27 protein-coding genes and 1 other RNA gene are annotated in these 26,974 nt (G+C 46.9%); 10 read left to right on the top strand and 18 right to left on the bottom strand.

Annotated features, from left to right (window positions below):
- Positions 1-3: 3 nt before the first annotated feature.
- Entirely contained in the window at positions 4-765 is a 762-nt protein-coding gene (locus MKY97_RS10205) for a pseudouridine synthase (RefSeq protein WP_342555326.1), read from the bottom strand.
- Positions 762-2,498, bottom strand: a complete 1,737-nt coding sequence (locus tag MKY97_RS10200; protein ID WP_342555325.1) for an RsmB/NOP family class I SAM-dependent RNA methyltransferase — start codon at positions 2,496-2,498, stop codon at positions 762-764. The genes MKY97_RS10205 and MKY97_RS10200 overlap by 4 nt, the downstream gene beginning before the upstream one ends.
- 219 nt (positions 2,499-2,717) lie before the next feature.
- Between MKY97_RS10200 and MKY97_RS10195 the strand changes: the two genes are divergently transcribed.
- Entirely contained in the window at positions 2,718-3,266 is a 549-nt protein-coding gene (locus tag MKY97_RS10195; protein ID WP_342555324.1) for a thioredoxin family protein, read from the top strand.
- A gap of 83 nt (positions 3,267-3,349) precedes the next feature.
- On the opposite strand, the gene MKY97_RS10190 is transcribed toward MKY97_RS10195, so the two are convergent.
- The 3 genes from MKY97_RS10190 to MKY97_RS10180 form a co-directional block, all read right to left on the bottom strand.
- A complete protein-coding gene (locus MKY97_RS10190; protein ID WP_342555323.1) occupies positions 3,350-3,871 on the bottom strand; it encodes a DUF309 domain-containing protein in 522 nt (173 codons plus the stop codon).
- A complete protein-coding gene (locus tag MKY97_RS10185) occupies positions 3,858-4,673 on the bottom strand; it encodes a GTP pyrophosphokinase family protein (RefSeq protein WP_342555322.1) in 816 nt (271 codons plus the stop codon). The genes MKY97_RS10190 and MKY97_RS10185 overlap by 14 nt, the downstream gene beginning before the upstream one ends.
- A 134-nt stretch (positions 4,674-4,807) precedes the next feature.
- Positions 4,808-5,905, bottom strand: a complete 1,098-nt coding sequence (locus MKY97_RS10180; RefSeq protein ID WP_342555321.1) for a quinone-dependent dihydroorotate dehydrogenase — start codon at positions 5,903-5,905, stop codon at positions 4,808-4,810.
- A gap of 249 nt (positions 5,906-6,154) precedes the next feature.
- Here MKY97_RS10180 and MKY97_RS10175 point away from each other — a divergent pair, with 249 nt between their 5' ends.
- On the top strand, positions 6,155-6,292 hold the full coding sequence (locus MKY97_RS10175) for a hypothetical protein (protein WP_342555320.1): 138 nt from the start codon (positions 6,155-6,157) through the stop codon (positions 6,290-6,292).
- Positions 6,293-6,388: 96 nt separating this feature from the next.
- Here the strand turns inward: MKY97_RS10175 and MKY97_RS10170 are convergent, their stop codons facing one another.
- The 3 genes from MKY97_RS10170 to MKY97_RS10160 all read right to left on the bottom strand — a co-directional run bounded on the left by MKY97_RS10170 (position 6,389) and on the right by MKY97_RS10160 (position 9,642).
- The gene (locus MKY97_RS10170) at positions 6,389-7,831 is read right to left on the bottom strand and encodes a L,D-transpeptidase (RefSeq protein ID WP_342555319.1); all 1,443 of its coding nucleotides are present in this window, start codon (positions 7,829-7,831) and stop codon (positions 6,389-6,391) included.
- 170 nt (positions 7,832-8,001) lie between these two features.
- Positions 8,002-8,244 carry a ferredoxin gene (locus MKY97_RS10165; RefSeq protein WP_062322102.1) on the bottom strand — a complete coding sequence of 81 codons (243 nt, stop codon included), beginning with the start codon at positions 8,242-8,244 and terminating at the stop codon, positions 8,002-8,004.
- Positions 8,245-8,364: 120 nt separating this feature from the next.
- Positions 8,365-9,642 (bottom strand): DNA polymerase IV, encoded by a 1,278-nt coding sequence (locus MKY97_RS10160; RefSeq protein ID WP_342556293.1) that lies wholly within the window; start codon positions 9,640-9,642, stop codon positions 8,365-8,367.
- A gap of 665 nt (positions 9,643-10,307) precedes the next feature.
- Between MKY97_RS10160 and cimA the strand changes: the two genes are divergently transcribed.
- Positions 10,308-11,927, top strand: a complete 1,620-nt coding sequence (gene cimA / locus MKY97_RS10155) for a citramalate synthase (protein ID WP_342555318.1) — start codon at positions 10,308-10,310, stop codon at positions 11,925-11,927.
- Between the two features lie 267 nt (positions 11,928-12,194).
- On the opposite strand, the gene MKY97_RS10150 is transcribed toward cimA, so the two are convergent.
- Positions 12,195-12,749 (bottom strand): TlpA disulfide reductase family protein, encoded by a 555-nt coding sequence (locus tag MKY97_RS10150; protein WP_342555317.1) that lies wholly within the window; start codon positions 12,747-12,749, stop codon positions 12,195-12,197.
- A gap of 163 nt (positions 12,750-12,912) precedes the next feature.
- Between MKY97_RS10150 and MKY97_RS10145 the strand changes: the two genes are divergently transcribed.
- Complete coding sequence (locus tag MKY97_RS10145; protein WP_342555316.1) at positions 12,913-13,416, top strand: M67 family metallopeptidase; 504 nt, start codon at positions 12,913-12,915, stop codon at positions 13,414-13,416.
- Here MKY97_RS10145 and MKY97_RS10140 read toward each other — a convergent pair.
- The 3 genes from MKY97_RS10140 to MKY97_RS10130 are packed head-to-tail and all read right to left on the bottom strand — an operon-like array spanning position 13,402 to position 16,660.
- Positions 13,402-14,139 carry an exonuclease domain-containing protein gene (locus MKY97_RS10140; RefSeq protein ID WP_342555315.1) on the bottom strand — a complete coding sequence of 246 codons (738 nt, stop codon included), beginning with the start codon at positions 14,137-14,139 and terminating at the stop codon, positions 13,402-13,404. The genes MKY97_RS10145 and MKY97_RS10140 overlap by 15 nt on opposite strands.
- The gene (locus MKY97_RS10135; RefSeq protein WP_342555314.1) at positions 14,136-15,224 is read right to left on the bottom strand and encodes a DUF294 nucleotidyltransferase-like domain-containing protein; all 1,089 of its coding nucleotides are present in this window, start codon (positions 15,222-15,224) and stop codon (positions 14,136-14,138) included. Before MKY97_RS10135 ends, MKY97_RS10140 begins: the two co-directional genes overlap by 4 nt.
- A gap of 38 nt (positions 15,225-15,262) precedes the next feature.
- Positions 15,263-16,660, bottom strand: a complete 1,398-nt coding sequence (locus tag MKY97_RS10130) for an ammonium transporter (protein WP_342555313.1) — start codon at positions 16,658-16,660, stop codon at positions 15,263-15,265.
- Positions 16,661-17,013: 353 nt separating this feature from the next.
- On the opposite strand from MKY97_RS10130, the gene MKY97_RS10125 reads away from it, so the two are divergent.
- Positions 17,014-17,442 (top strand): MerR family transcriptional regulator, encoded by a 429-nt coding sequence (locus MKY97_RS10125; RefSeq protein ID WP_342555312.1) that lies wholly within the window; start codon positions 17,014-17,016, stop codon positions 17,440-17,442.
- A 26-nt stretch (positions 17,443-17,468) separates the two neighbouring features.
- Complete coding sequence (locus tag MKY97_RS10120; protein ID WP_342555311.1) at positions 17,469-18,149, top strand: zinc metallopeptidase; 681 nt, start codon at positions 17,469-17,471, stop codon at positions 18,147-18,149.
- 52 nt (positions 18,150-18,201) lie between these two features.
- On the opposite strand, the gene MKY97_RS10115 is transcribed toward MKY97_RS10120, so the two are convergent.
- Both MKY97_RS10115 and MKY97_RS10110 read right to left on the bottom strand, forming a co-directional pair.
- Positions 18,202-19,113 carry a LysR family transcriptional regulator gene (locus tag MKY97_RS10115; protein ID WP_342555310.1) on the bottom strand — a complete coding sequence of 304 codons (912 nt, stop codon included), beginning with the start codon at positions 19,111-19,113 and terminating at the stop codon, positions 18,202-18,204.
- 71 nt (positions 19,114-19,184) lie between these two features.
- Positions 19,185-19,811, bottom strand: a complete 627-nt coding sequence (locus MKY97_RS10110) for a rhomboid family intramembrane serine protease (RefSeq protein WP_342555309.1) — start codon at positions 19,809-19,811, stop codon at positions 19,185-19,187.
- 149 nt (positions 19,812-19,960) lie between these two features.
- On the opposite strand from MKY97_RS10110, the gene tpx reads away from it, so the two are divergent.
- Positions 19,961-20,479 carry a thiol peroxidase gene (gene tpx, locus MKY97_RS10105; RefSeq protein WP_342555308.1) on the top strand — a complete coding sequence of 173 codons (519 nt, stop codon included), beginning with the start codon at positions 19,961-19,963 and terminating at the stop codon, positions 20,477-20,479.
- Positions 20,480-20,552: 73 nt separating this feature from the next.
- Here the strand turns inward: tpx and MKY97_RS10100 are convergent, their stop codons facing one another.
- The 4 genes from MKY97_RS10100 to MKY97_RS10085 all read right to left on the bottom strand — a co-directional run bounded on the left by MKY97_RS10100 (position 20,553) and on the right by MKY97_RS10085 (position 24,017).
- Complete coding sequence (locus tag MKY97_RS10100; protein WP_342555307.1) at positions 20,553-20,945, bottom strand: DUF1499 domain-containing protein; 393 nt, start codon at positions 20,943-20,945, stop codon at positions 20,553-20,555.
- Between the two features lie 229 nt (positions 20,946-21,174).
- A non-coding RNA gene (gene ssrS, locus MKY97_RS10095) (6S RNA) lies at positions 21,175-21,365 on the bottom strand.
- 51 nt (positions 21,366-21,416) lie between these two features.
- Complete coding sequence (locus MKY97_RS10090; RefSeq protein WP_342555306.1) at positions 21,417-22,238, bottom strand: DUF624 domain-containing protein; 822 nt, start codon at positions 22,236-22,238, stop codon at positions 21,417-21,419.
- Positions 22,239-22,439: 201 nt separating this feature from the next.
- Positions 22,440-24,017 carry a DEAD/DEAH box helicase gene (locus MKY97_RS10085; RefSeq protein WP_342555305.1) on the bottom strand — a complete coding sequence of 526 codons (1,578 nt, stop codon included), beginning with the start codon at positions 24,015-24,017 and terminating at the stop codon, positions 22,440-22,442.
- A 304-nt stretch (positions 24,018-24,321) separates the two neighbouring features.
- Between MKY97_RS10085 and MKY97_RS10080 the strand changes: the two genes are divergently transcribed.
- The 3 genes from MKY97_RS10080 (at position 24,322) to MKY97_RS10070 (ending at position 26,854) form a co-directional block, all read left to right on the top strand.
- Positions 24,322-25,143, top strand: a complete 822-nt coding sequence (locus MKY97_RS10080) for a YitT family protein (protein ID WP_342555304.1) — start codon at positions 24,322-24,324, stop codon at positions 25,141-25,143.
- Between the two features lie 174 nt (positions 25,144-25,317).
- Positions 25,318-25,506: a hypothetical protein gene (locus MKY97_RS10075; RefSeq protein ID WP_216513268.1), complete on the top strand. Its 189-nt coding sequence runs from the start codon at positions 25,318-25,320 to the stop codon at positions 25,504-25,506.
- Between the two features lie 163 nt (positions 25,507-25,669).
- Positions 25,670-26,854, top strand: a complete 1,185-nt coding sequence (locus tag MKY97_RS10070) for a putative glycoside hydrolase (protein WP_342555303.1) — start codon at positions 25,670-25,672, stop codon at positions 26,852-26,854.
- Positions 26,855-26,974: the final 120 nt, after the last annotated feature.

Here is a 26,974-nt window from a genome sequence, read left to right as displayed (position 1 = left end):
TTTTTAGTTGGCTGCACCATGCTGCTGTAAACAAGTCAACTCAGCTGCAGTTAACTCGCGGTAGCTTCCCATCGCGAGATCAGAAGGCAGCTTTAATTCCCCCATCGCTGCACGTTTCAAGTAGATCACACGTTTATCGACAGCCTGGAACATGCGTTTCACTTGGTGAAATTTGCCTTCATGGATGACAAGCGATATCCGTGATACCGTGCCTGCTTCTGTTTCATCGTACCCAAGCACCGTCAATTCGGCCGGCATCGTCTCGTAACCATCATCAAGTCGTACTCCAGCCGCGAAACGCTTCACGTCCTCTTCATCCACTCTCCCCAGCACGTTTGCTTCATACGTTTTGGGGACATGCTTGCGAGGGGATAACAGGTCATGGGCAAGGGAACCGTCATTTGTCAAAATAAGAAGTCCCTCCGTATCCTTGTCCAGCCGCCCCACCGGAAACGGTTGAAAGATCCGGTCTTCCCTGCGCAGCAGATCCAGCACCGTTTTATCACGAGCATCTTCCGTGGCTGATACGACGCCCGGCGGCTTGTGCAGCATCAGATAGATCATTTCCCGGTAAATAATGCGCTCACCATCCGCTTCGATGATTTGATTTTCCGGATTAACCTGGATTCCACTGTCTTTTACCGCCCTGCCATCCACATAAATACGCCCCTGCTTCACCATTTTCTTGAGCTCGCTTCGTGTCCCTACACCCATATGGCTCAATATTTTGTCCAGGCGCTGCGTTTGTTTTCCTTTCCCACTCATATCGATGTCCACCTCCATCCCGCAGGATATTCATTCTTTAACACACCATCCAGCCATTTCCCCCAGCCAGCTGCATATCCATCAATACATACAAGAACATAACCCTTAGGGGCTGTTTCCGGGTGTACGTTAAGCCGCTGCTGCTCGATGTTCAGCGTTTCCCCTTTCAGGTATCTCACCGCTTCTCCGTCAGCAGAGGACAGATTTACGCTTCGCTGCGCCTCTGCTGCGTGCAGAGCGCAGGCCAGCGGATGAGAAGGCACAAATCGTCCATTCCTGATCGTGCCCATGAACCACCCGGGCCGAACAACCTTTAATCCTTCCAGACGATTAGCGCCTACTGCCGACTGGTACACCCGATCTCCATAGCATACCGTTTCCCCTTCAAGCTGCATATCCAGGTTATCTTTTATAAATTGACTGTACACCGTCAGCGGATCAGCTGCATTCGGATCAGCACCTCGTCCCTGTCCGCGTTCAGACCTTCGTCCTCCTGCCTCTTTTCCTTTCCTGCCAGGTTTACCCGCATGTTTGCCCGCACGAGTGCTTCTGTCACTGCCTTCTCTTGATTCTACTCGTAACAAACGTTCCTTTTTACGATCGGCTTTGGTTATGGGAAGCGAAGCCGATCGTAAAAAGGAACGATCCTCACTTGATTCATGCAGCAGCGCAGACTCATGCTCGTTTTGTCCAGCAGCATACCTTTCTTCATCACCTTCTTTATCGGACTCTTTCTTAAATTCATCAATACGTTTTTCGGAGCATCCTGTGCCAAGTTCAGTTACTTCACGATGTTTTAACACGGCAACGTAATGACCTTCTCCTTCTAACTTATGGGGCCACAATCGGGCTGTGCCGCGTGTCTGATCCAGTACTTCTTCTGTTTCGGCAGCCTTGATCGGCAGCATCTTGCGCACCCACTCCGGACGGCCCGCGGCAAAACCGGCTGTATTCGGAATATGCACCACCGCAAAGTCCCGATTCATCTTCAGAAACTCCGCAATCATCGCCTCATTTTCCTCCGGCGCAAAGGTGCAGGTCGAATAAACAATTGTACCTCCCGGAGCCAGAAGACGCGCTGCCGTTTCCAGAATATCCCGCTGCATCAGCACACATTTCTCCACGGAGTGATGTTCCCATGATTTCACCATGTCTTCGTCTTTGCGGAACATCCCTTCGCCTGAGCAGGGTGCATCAATTAGAATTTTATCAAAGTAATGGGGAAATGCATCCGCAATGCGCCCCGGAGACTCGTTCAGCACTACTGCATTTCTCACGCCATACAGCTCGACGTTTTTGGCAAGTGCTTTGGTCCGCTCGGCATGAATGTCGTTTGTGACAAGCACACCCCTGCCCTGCAGCTTGGCGGCGATTTGAGTGGATTTCCCCCCAGGAGCCGCACATAAGTCAAGCACGCGGTCTCCCGGTTGTACTTTCAACTGTTCAACGGGTGCCATCGCACTCGGTTCCTGAATGTAATACAAACCTGCATGATAATAAGGATGCAGACCAGGCTTCACCCCGTGAGATACATAAAATCCGGTTTCGCACCACGCAATGGGTCTCAATTCAAAAGGAGCAATGTCTTCAAATTGTTCCTTTGATATTTTCAGTGTATTTACTCGAAGTCCGGCATGCGGTGATTGTTCATACGATTTCATAAAAGATTCAAATTCTTCGCCAAGCAGACATTGCATCCGCTCTGCAAAACCCAAAGGCAGCTGTACAGCCATAGTTCCACTCATCCTATCCTGTTAAAATGACATATTGCTCTATGTTATCATATCCTGATTTTGCTTGCCTATCCTATCATGTGTATTCCACTACAGCGTGTAATGTAGTATAATGCTAATAGACTGTTTTATGAGCAAAAATTCGGTTGTTTATGCATATTACCCCAGCCTTGATTTTTGCCTCAACGATATCTTGATATGAATAATGGGGGATGAACAATGAATTCCAAGAAGAAAAAGAAGAGCGCCTCAATCCTAATATTTCTCGGTATTTTAGTCGTCTTGCTTGCTGCGCTTGTTCTCGTAAACCAACAGTCCAAAAAACAGATGGATAGTGTGAAAAACGCATATGGCATTGCCGCTTCCAAGCTTAATCCGGCTACACGGGAACTGCTTGATGATCCTAACTATCAACAAATTATTCTGCCAGCTGACTTGAAAGCCAGAATAGATAATAAGGACAGCTTCTTTGTTTATTTCTTCGCTTCCGACTGCTCGCACTGCCGTGCAACGACACCGCAGTTAATGCCGCTTGTGGACAGTGAGGGTATTAAGCTTCCGCAGTTTAACCTGCGTGAGTTTGAATCCGGCTGGACAGATTACAACATTGAATTCACACCAACATTGGTCTATTACCAGGACGGCGTGGAGAAAGACCGGATGGTTGGCGGTCTGAAAGAGAATGGAAGCGACAACGGTTATTCACTAGACGATTATAAGCAGTTTTTTGAAAAGTACAAAACCAGTGCGGCGCCTTCTAAAAGTTGAACCGCACTAACCAAAAACACCCCGATAATTCCTTCATTGGAATTGTCGGGGTGTTTTGTATACAAGACATAGGATACGTCATCCTAATTATTTGCATGTTTATTCGTATTCTCAGGGTCGTTCACTGAAGCAGCCTGCTGCAGCGCCTTCATTTTCTCTTCATATATCCGTCCTCTGGTCGGACTTCGCCGCTGCGGAACATTGGGCTTCAACTCCAGCGATCTGTTCTGCACCAATTGGGTAAGCGCACTATCCTCAATGGCGATGGACAAATCCCGATATTCGAGCAAACTCCATTCATTTTGCTGCAGCTCCCTAACGAGTTCTCGGACATCCTCTCTCAGCTCTCCGAGCCGGATTCCGAGAATAACGTCTGGAAACGAAGCCAGCAAGTCGAGTGAACTCTGCAGCATCATGAGACCTCCGCGATAATTACCGTTTCTGTAATGATAGAGTCCCACCGCAATCTGCAGCAGTCCTTTATACAGCGGGTCACGGTCACATTCGAGCCACAGCTCCTCGAGCACCTCATGGCACTCAAAATAGTCCTGATCCCGATTAAAATAAATCAAATAATCAATGTAGAGCGGTTCATAGCTGCTCATCGGGATTTTCGCCCTTTCTGGCGTTGTTCAGAAGTTTCTTCACATCATCCAGCAGCACCTTAAGACCCTCCATATCATTCCGTTCCCAGCAGTCATTGAATCGTCGCTGTGCTTCAATCGCCTCATGAACGAGATGATAGAAATACAGCTGTTGAATGATGCTGAGTGTTCTAGACACAATATTAGAGTCATCCTCGAACGCCTTTTGTGCCTCCAGAATCTGCAGGCGAATCGCTGACATCTCATTATCCAGAACGAATGCAGCCTCTGCCGTTTTCTTCAATCTTGCTCTCATATCATCCGGAAGGCTTTCCCGGTATTTATAGCTTAAGGAATGTTCAATCGTTGCCCAGAAATTCATCGCCAGCGTCCGAATCTGAATTTCGGCAAGCACCTTTTTCTGACCCAAGGCTGTTTGTACCGGATACTCAATAATCATATGGAAACTGCGATAACCACTCTCTTTGAAGTTAGTAATATAATCTTTTTCAATAAGGACTGTCAGATCCTTCCTTGCCCTGATATATTCGGCAACCCGGCGAATATCATCGACGAACTGACACATGATCCGAATACCAGCAATATCCTCGATGCCTGTTTCCACATCATCCAGCGCCACATTGAGGCGTCTTGATTTTTCCAGAATGCTGGAGATTTTTTTGACACGGCCAGTAACGAATTCTATCGGGGCATACTCTTCCCGTTTCTTTAGTTCGGCCCGCATCGTCTTGAACTTGACCTTCAATTCCTCTACCGCTTGTTCATAAGGAAGTAAAAATGTACCCCAGTCTCTACCGTCCATGGTTAAGCCTCCTGTCTCTATAGCATCCCCTGTTCTTATCCATTATACATGATGTTTGCCGGGGGGAAGAGTCCCGATCCATAATACACTCTTCCTTGCTTCTATCATTCCAGTTCTGGGGATTTTATCGCTGCTTAACGGTGATCGGCACCGACAGCCTCTGAAATATGACTGTAACCGTCCCTCCGCAGTAATTCGCGCAGTCCCGCGTGAATGCGGCGGTTGACCTCTGGCCCTTCATAGATCAGAGCAGTATAGATTTCCACCAGACTTGCCCCGGCTTTAATTTTCTCATAAGCATCTTCACTTGTAAAAATACCGCCTGAGCCAATAATGGGAAGCCTGCCCTCTGTCTGTTTGTAAACCTGGCGAATAATCTCGGTTGAACGCTCACGCAGCGGCCTGCCGCTCAGCCCGCCTGCTTCCTTCGCATGCTGGTGCGAAAGACCTTCACGGCTGATCGTTGTATTCGTTGCAATAATACCCGACACCCCGCTTGCAGCAATCGTACTAACCATATACTCAAGTTCCTGATCATTGACGTCAGGCGCTATTTTGACAAGTACAGATTTGGCTGTTCCGCCAGCCTGAGCCTGTTGACTGTTCATCTCGCTCATCACGGCAGCAAGCAGTTCCTTTAATTCATTCCCATGCTGCAGATTACGCAGATCCGGCGTATTTGGTGAACTGATGTTCACTACAAACAGGTCAGCATAATTATATAACGCCCGAATGCACTTCGCATAATCCAGATGAGCTTCCTCATTTGGAGTTACTTTGTTTTTGCCGATATTAACCGCGACGGGAATCGGTCTTTCCTGAAGACGCGCAAGCTCGCCTGCCATTGCTTCTGCCCCCAGATTATTGAAGCCCATTCGGTTCACCAGGGCCTCATCTGGCGGCAAACGGAACAGACGCGGCTGTTCATTACCGGACTGTGCCAGAGGTGTTACCGTGCCCACTTCCATAAATCCGAATCCGATGGAGGAAAAGCCGGTTACAGCCTGTCCGTTCTTGTCCAGACCTGCAGCAAGACCAACCGGTGTAGGAAAATGACAACCGAACATATCGACTGCCAGATCCGGGGTTTCACGGACACCGTAAATCACACGCAGCCCGGACGGAACCGGACGGACCCTGCCCACACCACTAAGACCACCGATGATCAGATGATGGGCCTGTTCCGGGTCCATTTTGAACAATAAAGGTTTAGCAAGACTTTTGTATAACAAATCACTCACTCCGTTCTAGTCCGGTACGCCATATAGCCGCTCCCCGTCTCTTATATGTAAAAAACCTACACATAAGTCTAGCCGTTTCTTACTCAAAAAGAAAGACATTTGCGCATAGACAAACAAATTTCAAATCAGGCCTTATATACATAAGAAATCAACCCACCTACTGGAAATAACGATCTGAATTCTTTACAATGAGAGCAGGGTTACCTAGACCAGTTCGATACATATTAAGGAGGAAAAAACATGGCTCAGAAACGTAAACCGCCTGCACTGCAGCAAAAGAAAGAAGAAGTTAATCGCAAAGCCATCATATGGACAGCAGCCAGTGTTGGCGGCTTGATCATTATTATTGGTGCTCTGATTATTATTGCCAATATGTAGATGATGCAGCAGGACTAACCGAAATCCCTGCACATCTGACCTCGGCAAAACGGAAAATGGATGGACATGCCGAAATGCGCAGGATGAATTGCAGAACTAGTTTAACCAGTGATATGTCTTGTTAGGATTGTTCTGCTGGGGAACCAGTTTGTACGTATACCGCTGTTCGGTTTTTGGCACAGACGTAAGCTCTGGCAGCAGATCCTTACCGATGCGCACCGGAGTCCCCTGCGGAGCGAGAGCGAACAGTTCCTCTACATCCGCTTTGCGCATTCTCACACATCCAAGGGACTCGTCCAGTCCGATGCTATCAGGCTCATTAGTCCCGTGGATGGCATAATTCGTATTCGAAAGCTGCATACCTCGACTGCCAAACTCTCCATTGGAACGGCCATTCGGATTCACAACCTTGTCCGTAATGACGTACGAACCCTCAGGCGTCCGCTCTCCCCCAAGACCGACTTCATACATTCGAACGATCGTATCACCGCTAATCAGAGCGAGCCTGTGTTTACTCTTGTCTATGACCATCTCAAATGGTTTATCCAAAAACGGTTGCCCGCCAAGTGTATCAGCAAACGGAGACTCTTTGGCTTCGGGCGAGTCGGAAGTTTGCGTTTTCCCTTTCCCCCCGGAACTTCCGTCTTTCACTTGAACCTTATTCTGATGCACTGCCAACAGCTGCGGAAACATCTCGCTCATCTCGGCTGAAGTTTCTCCTAGAATGTTGTTAGGAAAAGGCTGTGCAAGGGCTGTAACACTCTTCGGCCACGTTTTGTTCTGTTTATGATAAGAGATGATTGCACTCGATAAAGCCGCTGCAGCTTCTTGTCTGGCTGTCCAGGCAAGGGCCATTCGTTTGATTTTGGAAGATACTTCAGGAGGTTTGCAGCTGCATTGTTCAGCATCATAACTCTGAGCCGTAAGCCTGCCTTTGGGGTTTGTCTGCATAATGTATTTCACCGGCATGTCCCGCTTCCAGACAGACCATGCATCCGCTGTCTGCATGCCTAGTACAGCCGTGGTTGTAACGCCAGCACCCGAACCGGACCATGCGGCAGCAAGTGCTGCACCTCCATCATTGCCCCCACCTAAGGCCGCCGCAGTGAACACACTGCTCTCCAATGAACCTGCTTTTGCTTCCTGCTTCTCGTCTACAGACTGCGCCTCCGGTGTGTCATTCTCTGGCTCCAAAGCTTCGGACAGGGCGTGGGAAGCCTTCATATTCGCTCCAGGGGCATCCGCTGGCGGCAGACCCGCTAACAGCAGAAGCATCAGCAGCGTCAGCCCCATTTTACGCCTGCGCCTCTTTTTCTCCTTTTGCTCCGACATCTCTACCAGCTTCTCCTGGTAATCCATCCATATATCCGCAGGAGCTTTACTGCGTTCAAAGGCTTCATACACTTCGCCCGCTTGCTGGAAACAATAATTGGCCTTTGCTTCCTGTCCTTCGCCCAAATACTCTTTGCCAAGCAGGTACCATGCCATTTTATTATCCGGATGTTTTTTGACATATGACCTCAGATCCGTATTCTGCATCTAATCCTCCACTTTTCCGCCTTGAACTTATAGAATGTTATATCGGCATCCAAGGGCAAAAAATGCATAGGACTTCAGCACCTGGTACTAATCATCCAGATCAAAAGAAAAAGCACATCTCATGTCTCCAGGACAAAAATGTGCTTTAATGTATATTATTTAAGAAAAGATTAACCTTCTTTATTAAAAGGCTCGTCCGCTACTTTAATCGAATCTGTAGGGCATCCATCGCAAGCATCCTGCATATCGTCGAACAAATCGTCAGGAATAGCTTTGATCCCTTGGTTAGCATCACCATCAAAAATGACTTCTGCCAAACCTTCATCGTCATAATCATAGATATCTGGAGCTGTCGCTCCACAAGCGCCACATGCGATGCATGTGTCTTTTTCGACCCAAGTATATTTACTCATTATACAATCTCTCCTCCTAGGATTCACCACGAACCGTGTTTTTATCTAGAAACATATTAATACAAAGTTAGAATAATTACAAATCAAATTACAGCAACCACAAATTTATATTATCCCTATTTAGTCCAAACTTTGCAAGTTATCTTTTTGCAATGACGTTCCCCTTACCTTATGGTTGCGAAGTAATGTGGAAGGATCATCGCCCAGCATGCCTGCAGTCACGACAGCATTCTCACCAAACTTATCCCGCAACTGGTCCATAATTCGAATCAAACTTTCCTTTTTCGGCTTTTGCTCATACTCGAACAAATCCAGCTGCACAGCCGATTCCTCACGCGGAATTAAATTTTGCAGCGTGATTCCAAGCATTCGTACTGGTTTTCCATTTCCCCAGTGTTTTGCAAAGAGCTGACAGGACTCACGATATATCACCGCAGCATCCTCTGTGGGAATATCCATCATTCTTGACCTCGTGATCGTTTTCATGTCTGGAGTACGAATCGTAATCTGAATGCCTTGACTCAGCATTTCGTGCTTGCGCAATCTACGAGCGACCTGATCACTGATGTTCAAAAATACCCGGTGGATATCATTCATCTCAGAGACATCCGCTGGCAGTGTCGTCGTATGGCCAATGGATTTATTGGCTTCACGCTCAGCCACTACAGGAGAGTGATGAATGCCGTTCGCCGAATTTTTGAGCCATGTTCCATTAATGCCGAATAAGTCTGTCAGCATTTTCTCATCGGATTTCGCCAGCTGTCCGATTGTATCAATGCCCAGCTTTTTAAGCTTCTCAGCCGTTTTTTTACCAATACCAAACATCTCGTTACACGGTCTGTGCCATAAAATACGCGGTACATCTCTCATTCGTAAAATCGATATACCGTTGGGTTTTTTCAGATCCGAAGCCATTTTGGCAAGCAGTTTGTTCGGCGCAATCCCAATGGAACAAGGCAGGCCAAGCTCATCCCGGATTCTCCGCTGCATCTGTTCTGCAATCTCGATGGGTGTACCGAATTGTTTCGAACCCGTAATATCCAGATAACACTCATCAATCGAGGTCGCTTCCAGCTGAGGAGTATAACTATAGGCAATTTGCATAAAAGCTCTCGAGTACTGCCGATATAGGTGAAAGTCTGGACGGATGACGATGAGATCAGGACATTTTTTCATCGCCTGCTGCACAACCATGCCTGTCGATATGCCTCTGCTACGGGCTGTATACGAACATGTCACGATAACCCCTTTGCGAAGCTCACTGCTTCCGGCAACCGCCGTCGCCTTCCCTCTGTATAACTCCGGCTCTTCTGCTTCATGAACCGAACAGTAGAATGCATTCATGTCCACATGCAGAATCACTCGGCCAGCTGCCGGATAATACCCACTTACATCCATTGGAGGATTGCCGTCTGAAGACTTCACGCCCCCCACCCTTTCTACCCTCAAGATATTAAACCTGAGCGTTAACCCGCTGCATACATCGATATACTCATGTGTATCTTGGGCATTTCTCACTTCTCAAGTTATAAAGCCCCAAGTGTACAGCATCTATACATTATATCAAAATCGATATGTAAATTCATTGCAGATGGAGTTCTTACAATCGGGAATATCTTATTTTCATCTTCTACTGTTATTGCGAAAAATCGCCCTTAGAACCAGACCAATGCCCACAAGAAAGACAACTGCAATTAGAACATTCTCCCATACGATGGTCATCCGAATCCCCTTCCTTCCATATATATAACGTTTCATTCATAAAAAAATTTAACCTTTAATAAGGATATCATAAGAAGCCTGTTCAGCCTCCATCATGCTTCTCTTACACTTCATTCTGCAAATGTTTACGTTAACCTGCGAATTCGATGTAGCATTTGGCTATAATGGTGTTATAATAATTCATTATACAAATTCACGATTTTGGGACAAATCCATCATACCAGTTTAACACAGTGTAGCGGTGCTTCATCGAAGGGTTTATCCATTAACGTCCTTACCAGCTTCTCAACTACTCCATCAAAAACTGATAAAAAAGCGCTTTACCTTAAAGGAGGATCTTCATGTCAAAGGCCATTTCCATCTTCGACACGACTTTACGTGACGGCACACAGGGAGAGGGGGTCAGCTTGTCCGCAGATGACAAACTCAAAATTGCCAAAAAGCTGGATGATCTCGGTGCTCATTATATTGAAGGCGGAATTCCCGGCAGCAACACCAAGGATATTGAGTTTTTCAAAAGGGTCAAGGAACTGAATCTGAACGCCAAGGTTGCTGCATTCGGAAGCACTCGCCGTAAAGGAAGTATCGCCAGTGAAGATGCCAATCTGAAGCGAATAATTGAATCCGGGGCACAGGCTGCTACGCTGGTCGGAAAATCATGGGATTTCCATGTGCATACCGCACTGCAGACCACACTTGAAGAAAACCTATCCATGATCTATGATTCGATCGCCTACCTGAAGCAGAACGGCATGGAAGTCATCTTTGATGCCGAGCACTTCTTCGATGGATTCAAGCATAATCCCGAGTATGCACAAGCTGTCATGACTAAGGCCCATGAAGCCGGAGCGGATTGGCTTGTCATGTGTGACACCAACGGCGGAACGATGCCGCACGAAGTTCATGAGATCGTATCCAGTCTGCATCGGACACTCCCTCATGCACATCTCGGTATTCATACCCATAATGACTGTGAACTGGCTGTCGCTAACACCCTTAGCGCTGTACAAGCCGGGGCTCGTCAGGTTCAAGGCACGATGAACGGTTATGGAGAACGCTGCGGCAACGCCAATCTTGCTTCCATTATTCCAAACCTGCAGCTGAAGCTTGGTTACGAATGTGTGTCTGAGGATTCCATGAAACAGCTCACCAATGTCGCCCGTTACATCAGCGAGATTGCGAATGTGAATATGCCAATAAACCAACCTTATGTCGGCAATGCTGCATTTGCTCACAAAGGGGGAATTCACGTATCCGCTATCCTGCGGGATGCGCGGACTTATGAACATATCGTACCTGAACTGGTCGGCAATAAACAGCGCGTGCTTGTCTCCGAGCTGGCGGGTCAGAGCAATATCGTGTCCAAAGCACAGGAACTGGGACTGGAGTTTGATCCAAGCAGTGCGAACTCACGTCAAATCATCGAAAAAATCAAGGATCTGGAGCATCAAGGTTATCAATTCGAAGGTGCTGACGCATCACTGGAATTGTTAATTCGTGAAGCTAACGGAGATATGAAAGAACTGTTCACATTCGAATCGTTCAAAATGCTAGTAGAAAAAACGGCTGGCAAATCCGTTGTATCTGAAGCTTTTGTCAAACTTAATGTTGCAGGTACAAGTGTATATACCGCAGCAGAAGGAAACGGCCCGGTCAATGCGCTGGATAACGCACTCCGGAAAGCACTAGTACAGTACTTCCCTTCGCTCGCTCATATGCATTTGTCAGACTACAAAGTACGTGTACTGGATGAGAAGGATGCCACAGCAGCCAAAGTTCGAGTATTGATTGAATCCAAAAATACGGAAAATACCTGGAATACGGTTGGCGTATCCGAGAACGTTATTGAAGCAAGCTGGGAAGCACTTGTTCACAGCTTCAGGTATGCCCTGCTTCAGGAAAATATACAGAACGCACCGGATTCCCTTTCAGTTCCCACTCACGGGTTAATCAATCACTAGAAATCCAGCCATGCTGCCTGTTATTTCCCGGAAAATACAAAAAGCTTCTGCAGCCATAATCCATGGGGCAGAAGCTTTTTATATTACATGAGAACGAACGAAATTATAGGGTGTGTCTTGAAACCTACTGCAGTGTAGTTTCTATCCTCTTTTTGCCAACCGCTGCGTCACTTTCCATTGATGTGCACCTGTACGCCTGCGGTAAACTTCCTTGAGCGGAACGAAAGTTCAGTAAATCGGGCTTCCTTCAGCGTTTTCAAACACATCCTAGTTTGCGATCAGCTTTTTGATTTTTTTCTCCAGCTCTTTTTCAGGCAGTATCCCCAGTACGACCTCTTGAATGACTCCGCGCGAATCAATCAGTACATTTGTGGGAAAGGCTACCCCGTTATATTGGGCATACACCGTTCCTTTTTCGTCCAGCGGGATTGGAAATGTCAGCTTGTACTTATCCACAAACGCTTTCGCATCCCTAAGCTTGTCATATGAGGTGACATTCACACCATACAGATCCAGCTTATCTTTATATTTTAGCGCCAAATGGTTTAGTTCAGGGGCTTCCTGCTTGCAGGGCTCACACCAAGACGCCCAGAAGCTCACAAAGGTCGCCTTCTCTTTTGCCCCACCCACACTGTAAGTTCTCCCATCCAATCCTGTCAGCGAGAATGGCGGAGCCAGCAAGCCTGCCTTAGGACCCGTTTCTGTAGGCAGGGGCTCCTCCTGCTTGAAAACAGCAGCAATACCATTGTCCGCATTTTGAGCCAAAGCAATCCCAACAAGCAGGACGACTCCAAGCAGTATGTATATGTTACGTTTCATCATTCGCCACCCTCTTTGTTCATTCATAATGTCTCCACTTGTTTTTCAGCATTTCTTTATCATATTGTACCCTTTTCCCTTAAAATTTTACAATCCGGATGGAACAAAATAAAATGAAAAAGGACTCCTGCATCAGCAGGAGCCAAAGAGAGAGGGGTGAATACATGTGGCAGCACTTCATGGGCAGCAAAATACCCTAATGCTTCCCCGCTCGGTGGAACAGGAAATGTTCAGGCACATGCATCTTTCACTGCCGCAGGAAGCCTGCGGGGTTGTGCTGGGTGAATCCGCAGCGGGCGGCATACGAATCAGTCGGTTTCAGCCCATTCGTAACGTAGCGCCTGACCCGCTGCATCACTTCTTCCTGGATCAAACGGAATGGATCCAATGTTTTTTCTCTGAACTCACTATCGTTGGCATTTTTCACACTCACCCGCGCACACTGCCCATTCCTTCGCAAGAGGACCTGCAGGACCTCCCCAACTTTGCCGGAATGTTACAGACCTATTTAATCGGCGCACCTGATCCTTCAATTACACCTACAGGCGAAGCGGCACTCCATATGGTACTGAACGCTTATGAAATTAAATCGCAGGGAAAAATACCAGGCAGCAGCGCTGCTTCTTCATCCTTCTACAGCTTGGTACCCATGCTCCTATGCGTGACTTAACCGCGCATAGAGATCACCCAATGTCTCAATGTTTTTACGCTGCATATCCTTGAGATAACAGGACCATAACTGCGCTGTCATCTTGGCATCTTCAAGCGCATGGTGCCGCCCATAGATCGGAATACCTCTGGATTCGAGCAGTTCATCCAGGCCATATCCCTGTCTCGTCGGTTCAAGCCAGCGGGCAAGCATCATCGTATCAATTAAACGATGAGTCAGCCTGACCTTGGATGTGCGCCATAACGCTGCGTTAAGGAAGGCCCGGTCATGCGCACTCGCATGGGCAACCAGCACATTTCCGCCAACAAAGGACATGAAATCGTGCAGCCCTTCAAGCAGCGTTGGAGCTTCTTCCGTCATCTGCTGTGTAATGCCTGTAAGTTCTGTAATATGCTCGGGTACTGCCGTTTTGGACTGCACCACCGTGTAAAACGATTCCTCTTCCAGTAGAGCACCGCCTCGAATACGTACCGCCCCAAAGGACAGAATCTCATCTCCATGCTGGGGAGAGAACCCCGTGGTTTCCAAGTCAAAAACAACTGCATCCAATTCGTTTAGAGGTGTATGCAGCACTTCTGGCCTGCGCTGCTCCCTCATCATGGAACGGATAAACGCCATATGCTGCGCCGTAGGGGCTCCCATAATGGAAGCGATAGCGGAAGGAACCCCTCCCTGTCGCAGCGAATTCCAAAATCCAGTACTGCCCCTTGCCGGCTCTCTCATGGACGTCTCCTTTCTGCAAAACGCAGCTGTCGCTGCAGAGCACGATGCACTCGCTTGACTAGTCCCAGTGTCTCTCTCAGATCATAATGGATCCGTTTCTGCTTCATCTGTTTCTCATCCAGAAAACCACTGCTCTGCTGCAGGTCCTGCCGGATGACAACAGGCGTGCTGCGGCGAAGCTTCAAAGCAGACATAAACGCGCGCTGGCACGCATCCATTAACGGGAATGGCACTGCTTCAAGCGAAGACAGTCTCTCCATTCGTTTTATCGTTGATGATTCCTGAACTCCGTGCTGCAGCGCCAAAAACCTGACACTGTTGACCAGCGGAATATAGAGACCGTATTTTATATCAAATCCCCCGGCATGTTCACCAAACCGTTCTGTAACAACACGACCCAGTATGTTCAACGTCGCTTTATGTTTCACCGTATTACGAAGCACCGCATCGGAGAGCCCCGGCATCCGGCGGAACTGTTCGTAGAAACTCGCAAACCATTCTTCTGCCAGATCAGCCTCCCCTGCAATACAGCGCATATCGGAAGCAATGATCAGGTTGCGCACTGGCTCCCAGTTCAGATCAGAGCTCCACTCAAACAGCTGCTCTTTCCAGGATGCCAGCGTTTTACGCCAGAGCGGCTCCGAGCACATCACCTTGCCTTCACACTTGGCATAACCCAGTTCTTCCAAAAGATCAGTTATACGTTTTCCCAGTTCAGCAAAATACTCCTCTTTTCCTTCGTGCGGAGCATCACTGATAATCATGCCATTATCCTGATCACTCCATAATGTCGCCTCTTCCCTGCCGGAGCTTCCGAATACGATAAAGGCATAGGGGACGGGAGGCTGGCCAAAGCCCTCCTCTACCATCCCCTGAATGCATAACTCTACTGCTTTCCGTGCAATGCGGTCATGCAGTTCATTTACCGTCTCGTACCATTCTACCAGCGACAAGGAAGCGGACAGTGATTTCTGGAGCTCTCTCTGGAGGATGACGCGTGTCTGGCGCAGTTCATATGCAGAAGCCGCACCATCGATCCCTTGATAAGACCAGGAATGGTTTGTTATGGAGATAGGTTCCATCATATCCAGCCTCCTTGAAGCAATTTCAATCATGATTCACCTCAGGAGCTGAACGTACCGCCCGATTTGGATTCTGCATGCTTCATTTGCTCAGGATATCCATACGTACCGTGTTCACTAAGGTCGAGACCCATCGTTTCTTCTTCTTCAGTAACTCGAATGCCCATGACAGCTTTCATGCCCCCGAGAATAATGAAGGACATCACAAGAACGAAAGCAAATGCACCTACAAGACCTAACAACTGCACGCCCAGTTGGTGGAACCCACCGCCATAGAACAGTCCCGCTTGACCAACGCCTACTTTCTCGGCAAGTTCAGGTGTAGCGAACAAACCTGTGGAGATGGCCCCCCACATACCAGCGATACCGTGTACAGAGAACGCATAGATCGGATCATCAATGCCTTTACGATCAAAATATTGAGCCGTGAAGAATGTAATGATACCTGCAAGTGCACCGATAACCAGAGCTGCCCAAGGTTCTACAAAAGCACATGCCCCAGTAATCGCTACGAGTGCCGCAAGCACCCCGTTCAGCATGCTCGGGATATCTGATTTTCCAAGAACTGCCCAGGAGATCAACAGAGCAGCAACACCACCCGCCGCAGCAGCCACGTTGGTAGTCAGCGCCACATAACCGAAGAATCCTTCGCCCATGGCAGACAGCGTACTACCTGGATTGAAACCGAACCAGCCGATCCAGAGGATAATGACCCCGAGTACGGAATATACTTGGTTGTGACCTGGAATGATGTTAGGTTTACCGTCTTTGTTGTATTTGCCGATCCGAGGTTTCAGCAGGATAGTAGCTACCAGCGCAGCCGTTGCACCTGTCAAGTGGACAACGGTGGAACCTGCGAAGTCCTGCATACCCAGTTCTGCAAGCCAGCCGCCGCCCCATACCCAGTGAGCAACTACCGGATACATAATAATGGTGTACAGTGTACCAAACACAATATATACGCTCATCTTTGCACGTTCTGCCATACCCCCGCAGGCAATAGCCAGGGAAACAGCCGCAAATGCAAGGTGGAATACAAATTTAATCGTTAGCGGAACATCGGAGAAAGCGAGTGATTCGAAGGAAGCTGCCATGTTGTCTCCACTCATGAAGAAACCGGTTGTTCCAAAGAATCCGTTCCCGTTACCGAAACCTAGGCCGAAACCAAGCGCCCAGAATGCAATGACTGAAATGCCCAATGTCAAAATCGTCTTACCCGCAATGTGACCTGCATTTTTCATTCGTGTTGAGCCCGCTTCAAGGAGTGCAAACCCACCCTGCATAAAGAACACCAGCACTACAGCCAGGAACGTAAAAGCCGAGTTCAGGCCGCTTTGAAGTTCAATATTACTTGGACCCTCCGCAGCTGCGAATGCACTTACCGGAAAAGCTAATAAAGTAAGCATTGCTAACATTGAAACCAACCATTTCTTTCTCATGTACCCCACTCCCTCTTATGTTATGTTTATTAACATATCGTGAAACTCTTAATGTCATTATAAGCAGAAGTGAGGAAAGTTGACAAGAGTATTTTCATCATTTTCCTAAATATTTTATGGGAATAAAGTCTTACGTCTTTTTCTTGCACTTAAGTACATAATCACATGCTTTGAGCACATAGATATAGAAAAGAAGCAAGCTGCCCATCAAAGCATAACGTTTGACTGTACGGTTCATGATCATGTATCATACTTATTAGTAAGAATAATTGAGCGCGTTCCGTGTGAAGCGCTTGAGGAAACCACATTTCCCTACATTTGAACTTGCAAGCGAGGTGAATATCATTGGGGATATGAAACTTTTTCGAATTGGCGAACTCGCCAAAACAGCTGGTGTAAGCGAACGGACCATTGACTACTACACAAAACTCGGGTTAATTGCTCCCGAAGAGCGCACACAGAAAAATTATCGCCTCTATAGTCATGAAACCTTAACCAGACTCGAACGTATTGTACAGATGAAACAAGAGAAGTATAGTCTCGAAGAGATCAAACAATCTCTTGAAAAGTGGCGTCTGGTCAGCACAGAAGAACAAGTAGCAAGCAAACTGACATCACTTGAACTTCATGTGCAGCAGCTTGAGCGAGAAGTCAATGAACTGAAACCGCTGCTTGGAGAGATGAAACCTGTACAAGCACGCAAGATGATGGCAGGACTGCTCACCAAAAGCGCCGGTACGATGGAGGCATTAAAAATCTTGCTTGAGAACACCATGATGTAGCTTATTAAGAAAGCGGAGGAATGGATATGAGTTTTAATAACGGTATGTTCGTATTGATTATCATCGCCTTTTTGCTCTCTCTATGGGCGCAATTTCGCGTTAAAGGTACGTTTAGACGCTGGTCAGAAGTACCCAATCAGAATGGGATGACAGGTTACGATGCAGCCCGCCATATGCTTGATGCCAACGGCCTGCATGATGTGCCGATTGAACCCGTTCGCGGTTCCCTCTCCGACCATTACGATCCAATTAACCGGGTTGTACGTTTGTCAGAGCCTGTATATTACGAAAGGTCCATCTCAGCCCTATCCGTTGCCTGTCACGAAGTAGGCCATGCCATTCAACATAAGGAAAGTTACCCTATGCTGGCTTTGCGTCACCGGATTTTTCCCATCGTCAACTTCGCTTCCGGGCTCGCACCATTCTTGTTGATCGCAGGTTTTCTCTTTAACGCCATGAACCTGGTTGGAATCGGTATTATCTTCTTCTCGGTTACCGTTGCTTTCCAACTGATCACTCTGCCAGTCGAGTTCAACGCCAGCAATCGGGCAAGAGAGATTATGGTATCAGAAGGTTATATTCGTAATGATGAAGAAAAAGGGGTAGCCAAAGTATTGAACGCAGCAGCTTTGACTTATGTTGCCGCTGCATTGATCTCCCTTCTTGAACTGATTCGTTACATCGGAATCTTTAACAGCCGCGATTAATCATCCCGACTTTTTGAATCACTGCATAAATAAAGAAACAATACCCCCTCCATTATTTGGAGGGGGTATTGTTTTGCTGTAAACCAAAGTAATGAAGCAAAAACGAGCGGAAGGACTGAGCAACGAGAGGAAGTTTATCATCAGCTCGATGGATCAGTCCAATCGTTCTGGTTACTTTAGGATGCGAAATCGCCACATGAGCCGGCTGCAGCGGATTCGTCTGAAATAAGGCCATCTCCGGCAGCAGGCTGACCCCCATGCCCGCGGCAACCAAACCACGGATCGTGTCCGTCTCTTCGCCTTCAAACGCAATTTTCGGCGTAAATCCAGCCTCCAGACAGGCGTGCCATACAATCGGACGCAGCGAATAACCTTTGCTGAAGAGCACAAACTTATCATCCTTTAACTGCTCCAGCGCGATCTTTTCTTCTCCTGCTAGGGGATGATTCGGCGGTAAGATAGCATGCAGTTCCTCGGTAAGCACAACATCACCGGCTACCTGATCATGCTTTTCCGGAAAAGGGGAAATAAACGCTAAATCCACCTCAGCTGATAATACATCTCTGATCAGTGTCGGATACATCCCCTGCTTGAATCTGAATTTCACATTGGGATACTTTTGACGAAAAGCAGCTACTACCGATGGAATCAGATGAATGCCCAGACTATGCGGAAAACCGATCCGAATTTCCCCATGTTCCGGGTCAAGAAACTCATGTACCTCACCAACGGCTTTATCGAGATCCTTCAGAATGCCTTCAACCCGCTTGCAAAAGAGCTGCCCTACCGCAGTTAACTGCAGATTCCGTCCTTTTTGCATAAAAAGATCGACACCCAGTTCCTCTTCCAGCTGATGGATCTGCCTGCTGACCGCAGATTGTGCCACGTGCAGCTCTTCAGCCGCCTGTGTGACATGCTCCTTCTGGGCCACCTTAAGAAAATAATGCAACTGTCTTAATTCCACTTGCTCTGATCGCTCCAATCTGTTATACCCTACTATATCTTTGCCCGAACTCCATCTTGAGAACGCTCCAACTATTTCTTAAGCATTCGGGGTTTCCACAAGCGAATGATCAAACCATAAATAAAGAATCCCCCGATCAAACCGCCCAAATGGGCCATCCAGTTTACGTTTGACACTGCGAAGGAGAAAATAATCCCGAACAGCAGCAGTGTGTACAGCGTTTTGCGAGAGGTTTCATCCATAATCGTACGCTGGAACAAGGCTACGTAGAGAAATGCCCCATACACTGCATAGATTGCACCTGATGCTCCTACAGAAATCGTAATCTCGCCAGCCGAATTGTACCAAGCCACAGCAAGAAGGTTACCTACCACGCCTCCCCCGAGATAAAGAACACCGTACCTCAACGATCCAAGAAGCCGCTCCATCGGCGGAGCAAATACAATAAGCGCAAAACTGTTAAACAGGAGATGGCCAAAGCCAGCATGCAGAAAGATGGAAGTCACGTAACGCCACCAATCCTGAGCGAACAATTCATAGTTCGTCAGCGCGCCATACTTGAGCAGCACCAAACTGTTTGTCGAACCGCCATTGAAAGTTAACACGAAAAACATAACAACATTTGCAATCAAAAGAATCGACGTCAAAGGGAAGTACTTCAAATAACTTTTCCAATTTTCATAACGGATAAATATCATAGACTTTTTGCTTTCACTCCACCCTGTTAAGATCAAACCTTCTTTTCGAAACCAAGGAATGGTACATGTCCAGATTGGACAATGCCTTTCATAAAAGATTATAATGGATTTTGGCACGGATCACCAATTTATAAGGAGGAACATTATTTATGGCACAAGAACGCAAAGGCGCAGCCACGTTTAAAGGCAACCCTATCACATTGATCGGACCCGAACTGAAAGCGGGCGATCAAGCACCTGACTTCACTGTGAGCAAAAACTTGATTGAAGATGCATCCTTGAAAGACTTCGCAGGCAAAATCAAATTAATCAGCGTTGTTCCTTCTCTGGACACTGGCGTATGTGATGCACAGACTCGCCGCTTCAATGTTGAAGCTGCTGATCTCGGAGAGAACGTCGTTGTTCTGACCGTCAGCGTAGACCTTCCATTCGCACAAGAACGTTGGTGCGGTGCAGCAGGTGTCGACCGCGTGATCACGCTATCCGACTACAAAACACGCTCCTTTGGCGAGAACTATGGCGTTCTGATCAAAGAGTTCCAACTTGATATGCGTTCTATTTTTGTTTTGGATGCCGAAGACAAAATTACATATGTGGAGTATCTGCCTGAAATGACGGACTCCCCTAACTTCGAGCAGGCCATTGCTGCCGTAAAAGCTTTGCTCTAAAACAAGTTTTATATGCGCAGAATAAAAGCGAGGAAGGTCATCCTTCTCTCGCTTTTTTATCCTATCCGTTATTTCACTCGTTCACCTTATACTTGCTCAGTTTCTTATCCAGTACGGAGAATAAGTTCATAATTGTACGGTAGTTTGAACCAAGATCCCCCAGCGATCCGCGGGAAGCAGAATACATATCCACTGCGCTCCGCACAGGACTTACTGAAATGATAGAAACGGTGATATCCATTGTGCGTCCAAACGTTGTGCGTTTCTCCAGTATAATCTCACCCACCGAATGCACTTCGTGCAGCACTTTATAACCCGGAATTTTTTTTAGTGTTGAAGACACTTCTTCCCAGGCTTTATCTTTTGATAAATTGTAATACCGTGTTTTTAATTTGGGATCCTTGGCTCGATCGCTGGTTCCCTCCATACTTCGGATGATACCGACGAGCGTTCTCTTTAAGGTCAAGACCCTTCCTCCTTTGAGTGTAACCGTTCCATTTATGTATTCTAGTGTAACATTGTTCAAGTAGTAACAAAAGGGTAAGCATCATATTTAACAAAAATACATCTGTTCAACTGAACGTCAACACTGCTGCTTCAACGCCCTTTCTCGGAACTGTCCATAAATCAACATAAAAACACCCTAACTTCCTTGGTAAGAAGGAAAAGTCAGGGTGCTGTACATCATAAAAATTTAGAAACCCGCCTATGCCGTCCGGCTACATTGTCTTATGAACCTGCTTGGCAGGTGGGTGACTGCAAAAATGCGTTTGAAGTCCCCATGTCGTATAGACAGGGCTTTTCAGCAACACTTTGTGTTAATCTCCCGAAGACATCATCATTGGTTCAAAACAACGAATAACCGAAACGTACATCGCAGGATGTACAATTATTATATCCCTAACTGTGTAAAAAGTAAATGCCATACAGCCATGTTTTATTTATGCTGTGTAAATTCTTTATTGCCAGCAGGTTCAGAAACTTTCGCCTCTTCCTCATCATCAGCTGATTTCTCAGCCTGCGCTGCCGCCTCTTCTTCTTCCTTCTGCAGCTGCATCTTTTGCATCTGCTCCTGCATCTTGTTGTAAGTTGCATAGAAGTTAAAGAACGCAAACCAGGCCACAATACTCATAATGAAAAAGATGAACAATACCGGGTACCGCAATCCGAAATAGAACAGCAGCCCGCTGCCCAGCAGTGTGGAAAACACACGGAAAGGTCGAATCAGCGTCAGCAAAACTGCATTTTTGATAATGAGTCCGATCGACATGTGATAGTGCACGACCATCGAGAAGAAGTTAAACAAGGACACAAACAGCAGCAGGAGCAGCACGAGCATAATAATTCCGACAAGCTGCATGTTGCGGAACTGCGTCATATATACCGTATAATCCAGATACATAATAGCGAACAGCAGTGTGTAAAAAATACCCCCGATTAAACTTTGTTTGTAGTTTTCCTTGTAACCTGTGAAGAACGTACGGAAAATGGGTACATCTGTATCTCCCATATTCCATTTACGAACAACCGTGAACAAAGCTGACGTCGCCGGAAACAGTGTAAGCGGTGCCACAATGGCTATAGCCCAGTTCATTTGTAATGATTCGTTGGCGAGGTTCTGCTGCATCACGAGCAGTTTCATGATCATGAAAAACAAGAACGGCGACGAACAGATCGCCCACAAGAGATTGCTTGCGGCCAGTCTCGTAATCCATTCTGTCAGCCGGTAAAGCCCGCCCATAGCTCCTTTAAATTCCAAACATTTCTCCTCCTCCGTACCTTGCGTGTAACCTGAAGTCTAATATTAATATACCTTATTATATAGAGGAAAAGCCAGCACTTCCCGAAAGAAGATCACTCGAAACAACCCGGGTGAATCTAATAAATGGAAAGTCTATGAACATTTACAAAGTAAAAAAGATGGAGCAGCTTCCTGCCCCATCCTTATTACATGTTAGCCTTATTCGAAAGAGTTGTCTCTTGCCGGACGACGTCCTTCATTGCTGCTCGGACGCGGTTTGCGGTCACGATTGTAGCCGCCTTCTCTGCTTCCGCTTCCGCCGCTGTTGCGGTCACGGTTATAACCGCCACGTCCGCCTCCGCCGCTGTTGCGATCACGGTTGTAACCACCTCCGCCTCCGCCACTGCGGTTGCCGCTGTAACCTGATGGTTTACGTCCGCCGGAGCGAACATCTGGTCTGCGGCGTTTAGCACGGATTGGATCTTCAGGAGTCAGATCAACCTGAGCGTCTTTTTTGTCGCCTGTCAGAAGTTTCAGAGCTGCGGACAGCAATTGTACGGAATCGTACTGCTCCAGCATCTGAATGGCAATTCCTTTGTATTCATTGAGCTCACCGGATTGAACGATCTCGAGGAGACGTTCAGCTGTAACACGTTGTTTTCCTTCAACCGCTTCTGCCATTGTTGGCAGTGGTTTACGCGGAATACGGTGACGTGTTACACGCTCGATGAAGTGCAGGTGATCAATCTCACGCGGTGTTACGAAAGACCATGCAGCACCCTCTTTACCCGCACGACCTGTACGGCCAATACGGTGAACATAACTTTCAGGATCTTGCGGAAGGTCAAAGTTCACAACGTGGGTTACGCCGGATACGTCGAGACCACGAGCTGCTACGTCTGTTGCAACGAGTACATCAATGCTGCCGTCACGGAACTTACGCATTACCGTATCACGTTGATTTTGAGACAAGTCACCATGCAGACCGTCAGCTGAATATCCACGTTTTTGCAAAGCTTCAGCCAATTCATCAACACGACGCTTTGTACGTCCAAATACGATAGCCAGTTCTGGGGATTCCATATCCAGCAAACGGCTGAGAGCTTCGAATTTTTGACGCTCAGGAACTTCGATATAAGCCTGATCGATCAACGGAGCGCTGACTTGTTTAGGGATAACAGAAACGTGTTCTGGATTAGTCAAGAATTGTTGAGCCAATTTTTGAATGTTAGGAGGCATTGTTGCAGAGAACAGCATCGTTTGACGTTCGTCCGGAACTTGTTTCAGGATGGATTGAATATCCTCCATGAATCCCATGTCGAGCATTTCATCTGCTTCGTCCAATACAACAGTTTGTACATCATCAAGTTTGATTGTTTTGCGGTTGATGTGGTCAAGGAGACGTCCTGGCGTACCGATGATAATCTGTGGTTTTCTTTTCAATGCACGAATCTGGCGTACGATATCTTGTCCGCCGTAGATTGGCAGGGAGCGCAGACCTTTGAAGCGAGTAAGTTTTTCGATCTCTTCAGCGACTTGGATCGCAAGTTCACGTGTAGGTGCCATAATGAGGGCGCGGATTTTATCATCCGTCTTGGAGATTTTGCTGATCAACGGAATACCGAATGCTGCTGTTTTACCTGTACCTGTCTGAGCTTGACCGATCAAATCTCTTCCTTCGAGTGCAAAAGGGATTGATTTGGATTGAATCGGTGTTGCTTCTTCAAACCCGAGCTCAGTGATGGCCTGCAGCACCAGTGGTTCAAGATTGAAATCTGAGAAATTTAAATTTGTCAAAATTATTCATACTCCTTTTATATGGTGGACATGGTGGACAATCCACTTTGTTGTCTGTATTCTTAAGTAGCGTTAATATTTATAGGGTATCCCAATGGGACGAATTATTTTCACGAACGAACATAATTCCATGAATGGGTCCCCAACATAAGACTAAAACTACAATCATGCGTTTGAAACATTTCAAATTTTAGCTTTCGATTTGGGAAAAGTTTCCTACTCAAGAATATCCACAAATCATTATATCATAAAACTATTCTAGATTACCAGCAATCTGGTTTTAAATAAAAATGAGGTGATTAAATTGCCCAAAATAATTTGGCACTCTTTAGTGATCATTTTGGGTGCTGCAGCGATTGCCTGCGGCTTTAACTGGTTTTTGGTTCCCCATCAGCTTCTGAGCGGCGGAGTATCCGGAATTTCCATGCTATTAGGATACTTTACCAATCTGAATCTTAGTATAATGTATTTTGTTCTTAACATTCCTCTGCTCATTGCAGGTTGGTTTATTCTTGGACGACGTTTCATTATATTGAGCATTGTATCGGTAGCAGCCACATCCTGGTTTATTGGCCTGCTGCCTGTTTCTGTTGTCGCAACCGACCCATTGTTAAGCTGTGTGTTCGGCGGTGTACTGGTCGGGATCGGTACAGGCGTGTCTTTCCGGGTTGGCGGCTCTACGGGAGGGTTGGATATTGTCGGTTCTATATTCACAAGGAATCGTGACTTCCCGATCGGTACGGTTATGGCAGGGATGAATGGAGCCATCATCCTCCTTGCCGGTTATCTTAATAATAACTGGAACATCGCGCTCGCTTCCATGGTTTCAATCTATGTCACAGGGAAAGTGCTGGATCTTATTCACATCAGTCACGTTAAGGTCACCTTGTACATCATTACGAATGAGACTGAAGCGATGCTCAAAAAACTGCTCAGCCGCCCTCGCGGGGTTACTAAAATTAAAACCCAAGGGGCATACACCGACATAGAAAAGGATATGTTAATGACTGTGACAACACGTTATGAACTGGTTGAGATTAAACGAATCATCAAAGAAACCGATCCAAAGGCATTTGTTAACATTGTGGAAACCGTTGGAGTTATGGGCTCCTTCCGCCGCAGCTAGACACATGCCCGTTAACAATTCACAAGTTTGTGGTATAATAATGGTGCACCGCTCTTAAATATGTTGTATAGCAGGTTCATGACCTTTACTTTTCACAAGCCATATGCTTTCCCGATTCGCGCCGAATGACTTACCATTTTGGAATTCGAGTAGGAAAGGGTGATTATTGTGGATATGGAAACGGTAAAACTGTTTGAAATTGTCAACAAATGGTGCCCGGAAATGCTCCCTTTCTTGAAACCGAATGAACTCGACTCGCTGATTGTGCTCCGGGATGGGCTGGGCATCCTGGAACAGGGAGATGCAATGGAAATCGTTCAGTACAGTATTTGCGAGCATCAGAATGATGTGTATATTCAATAATTTTTTCAGATTGATCACGCCGCTTCTAGACGAGGATTCCCTTCGTCGGGAAGCGGTTTTTTATTTTTTCCACATGTTTCATAAAAGGAGGATTATGGTTAAAAGCCCAGAGGCTTTGCTGTATAATTTTATCAAAGAATTCACATGAAGGAGTGGTAAATATATGAATATACTGTGGGCTCTATTCGCTTTTGCCTTTGGCAGCTTCGGTGCTCCATCTGCAGTACAGGATCAGGCCGGTCATCCCCCTCCGGGTTCGCTCAGCAGCAGTTTAAACACGGCTATCATTCAATCGCAGCAGGATCAGGTCATCGTCGACGCTGACAACCCTCCCGCCAAAGTGGATCCCCAGCCCGATGCACCGGTTGTTAAAGGAATATACGTCACAGCGTACAGCGCGGGTGGCGCACGAATGAAGCAGCTCCTTGAGCTGACCGATCAGACTGAGCTGAATGCAATGGTCATTGATATCAAAGACGATCTTGGATACATAACCTACCCTTCTGAAAATAAAGCGCTGAACACAATGGGCGAAACCAAATCCTTCATCCGTGACATGGATGCTTTGATGAAAAGGCTGGAGAAACACGACGTTTATCCCATTGCACGCATCGTGGTGTTTAAAGATACGATTCTAGCCAAAAAGAATCCTGAGCTCTCCTTCCAAAACAAGGACGGCTCCGTTTGGGCCAACGGCAAAGGAGACAGCTTCGTGAACCCATACAGCAAGGAAGTTTGGGATTATAACGTTGAAATCGCCAAGGAAGCTGCGAAGCTTGGTTTCAAAGAAATTCAGTTTGACTACGTTCGATTTCCCGAGGGTTTCGAGACACGTGCGGACAAACTGAAATATACCCAGACCGACCAATCACGAGTGGACGTAGTCGCCGAATTTGTGCAGTATGCACGTAAAGAACTTGCACCACTTGGCGTTCGCGTCTCGGTAGATATCTTTGGTTATGCAGCCTCCGTACCGGCAGCCGAAGGAATCGGGCAGGACTTTGTGAAAATTTCGGAGAACGTCGATGTCATCTCGCCTATGGTATATCCCAGTCATTATTCAACCGGCTGGTATGGCGTGAAGGACCCTGACAAAGATCCCTACACTACCATTAAAGGTTCTATGAAGGACACTCATAAGAAACTGGACCCTACGAAAGAACTCAAACCGGTTATTCGCCCATGGATTCAAGACTTCACTGCAAGCTGGCTGGGCAGCGGACATTATATAAAATACGGCAAAAAGCAGATAGAGGAACAGATTCGAGCCATGAAAGAAATGGATGTGGACGAGTATCTGCTGTGGAATGCATCTAACCGTTACACGCCCGGAGTACAGTACAAATAATCGCACTTATAATTATGGTTACTATTATAGTAGAGTTCATTTCACTTCAAGCATCAAACCCAGGATAATATTACTGCTGCAGCCTCGTCCCGTTTGTAACGGAACGAGGTTTTTTAACCG

The sequence above is a fragment of the Paenibacillus sp. FSL R7-0652 genome (genome assembly GCF_038595045.1).
Lineage (GTDB): Bacteria > Bacillota > Bacilli > Paenibacillales > Paenibacillaceae > Paenibacillus.
Note: the sequence above shows the minus strand (reverse complement) of the source record. Positions and strands in the feature narration are given on the sequence as shown.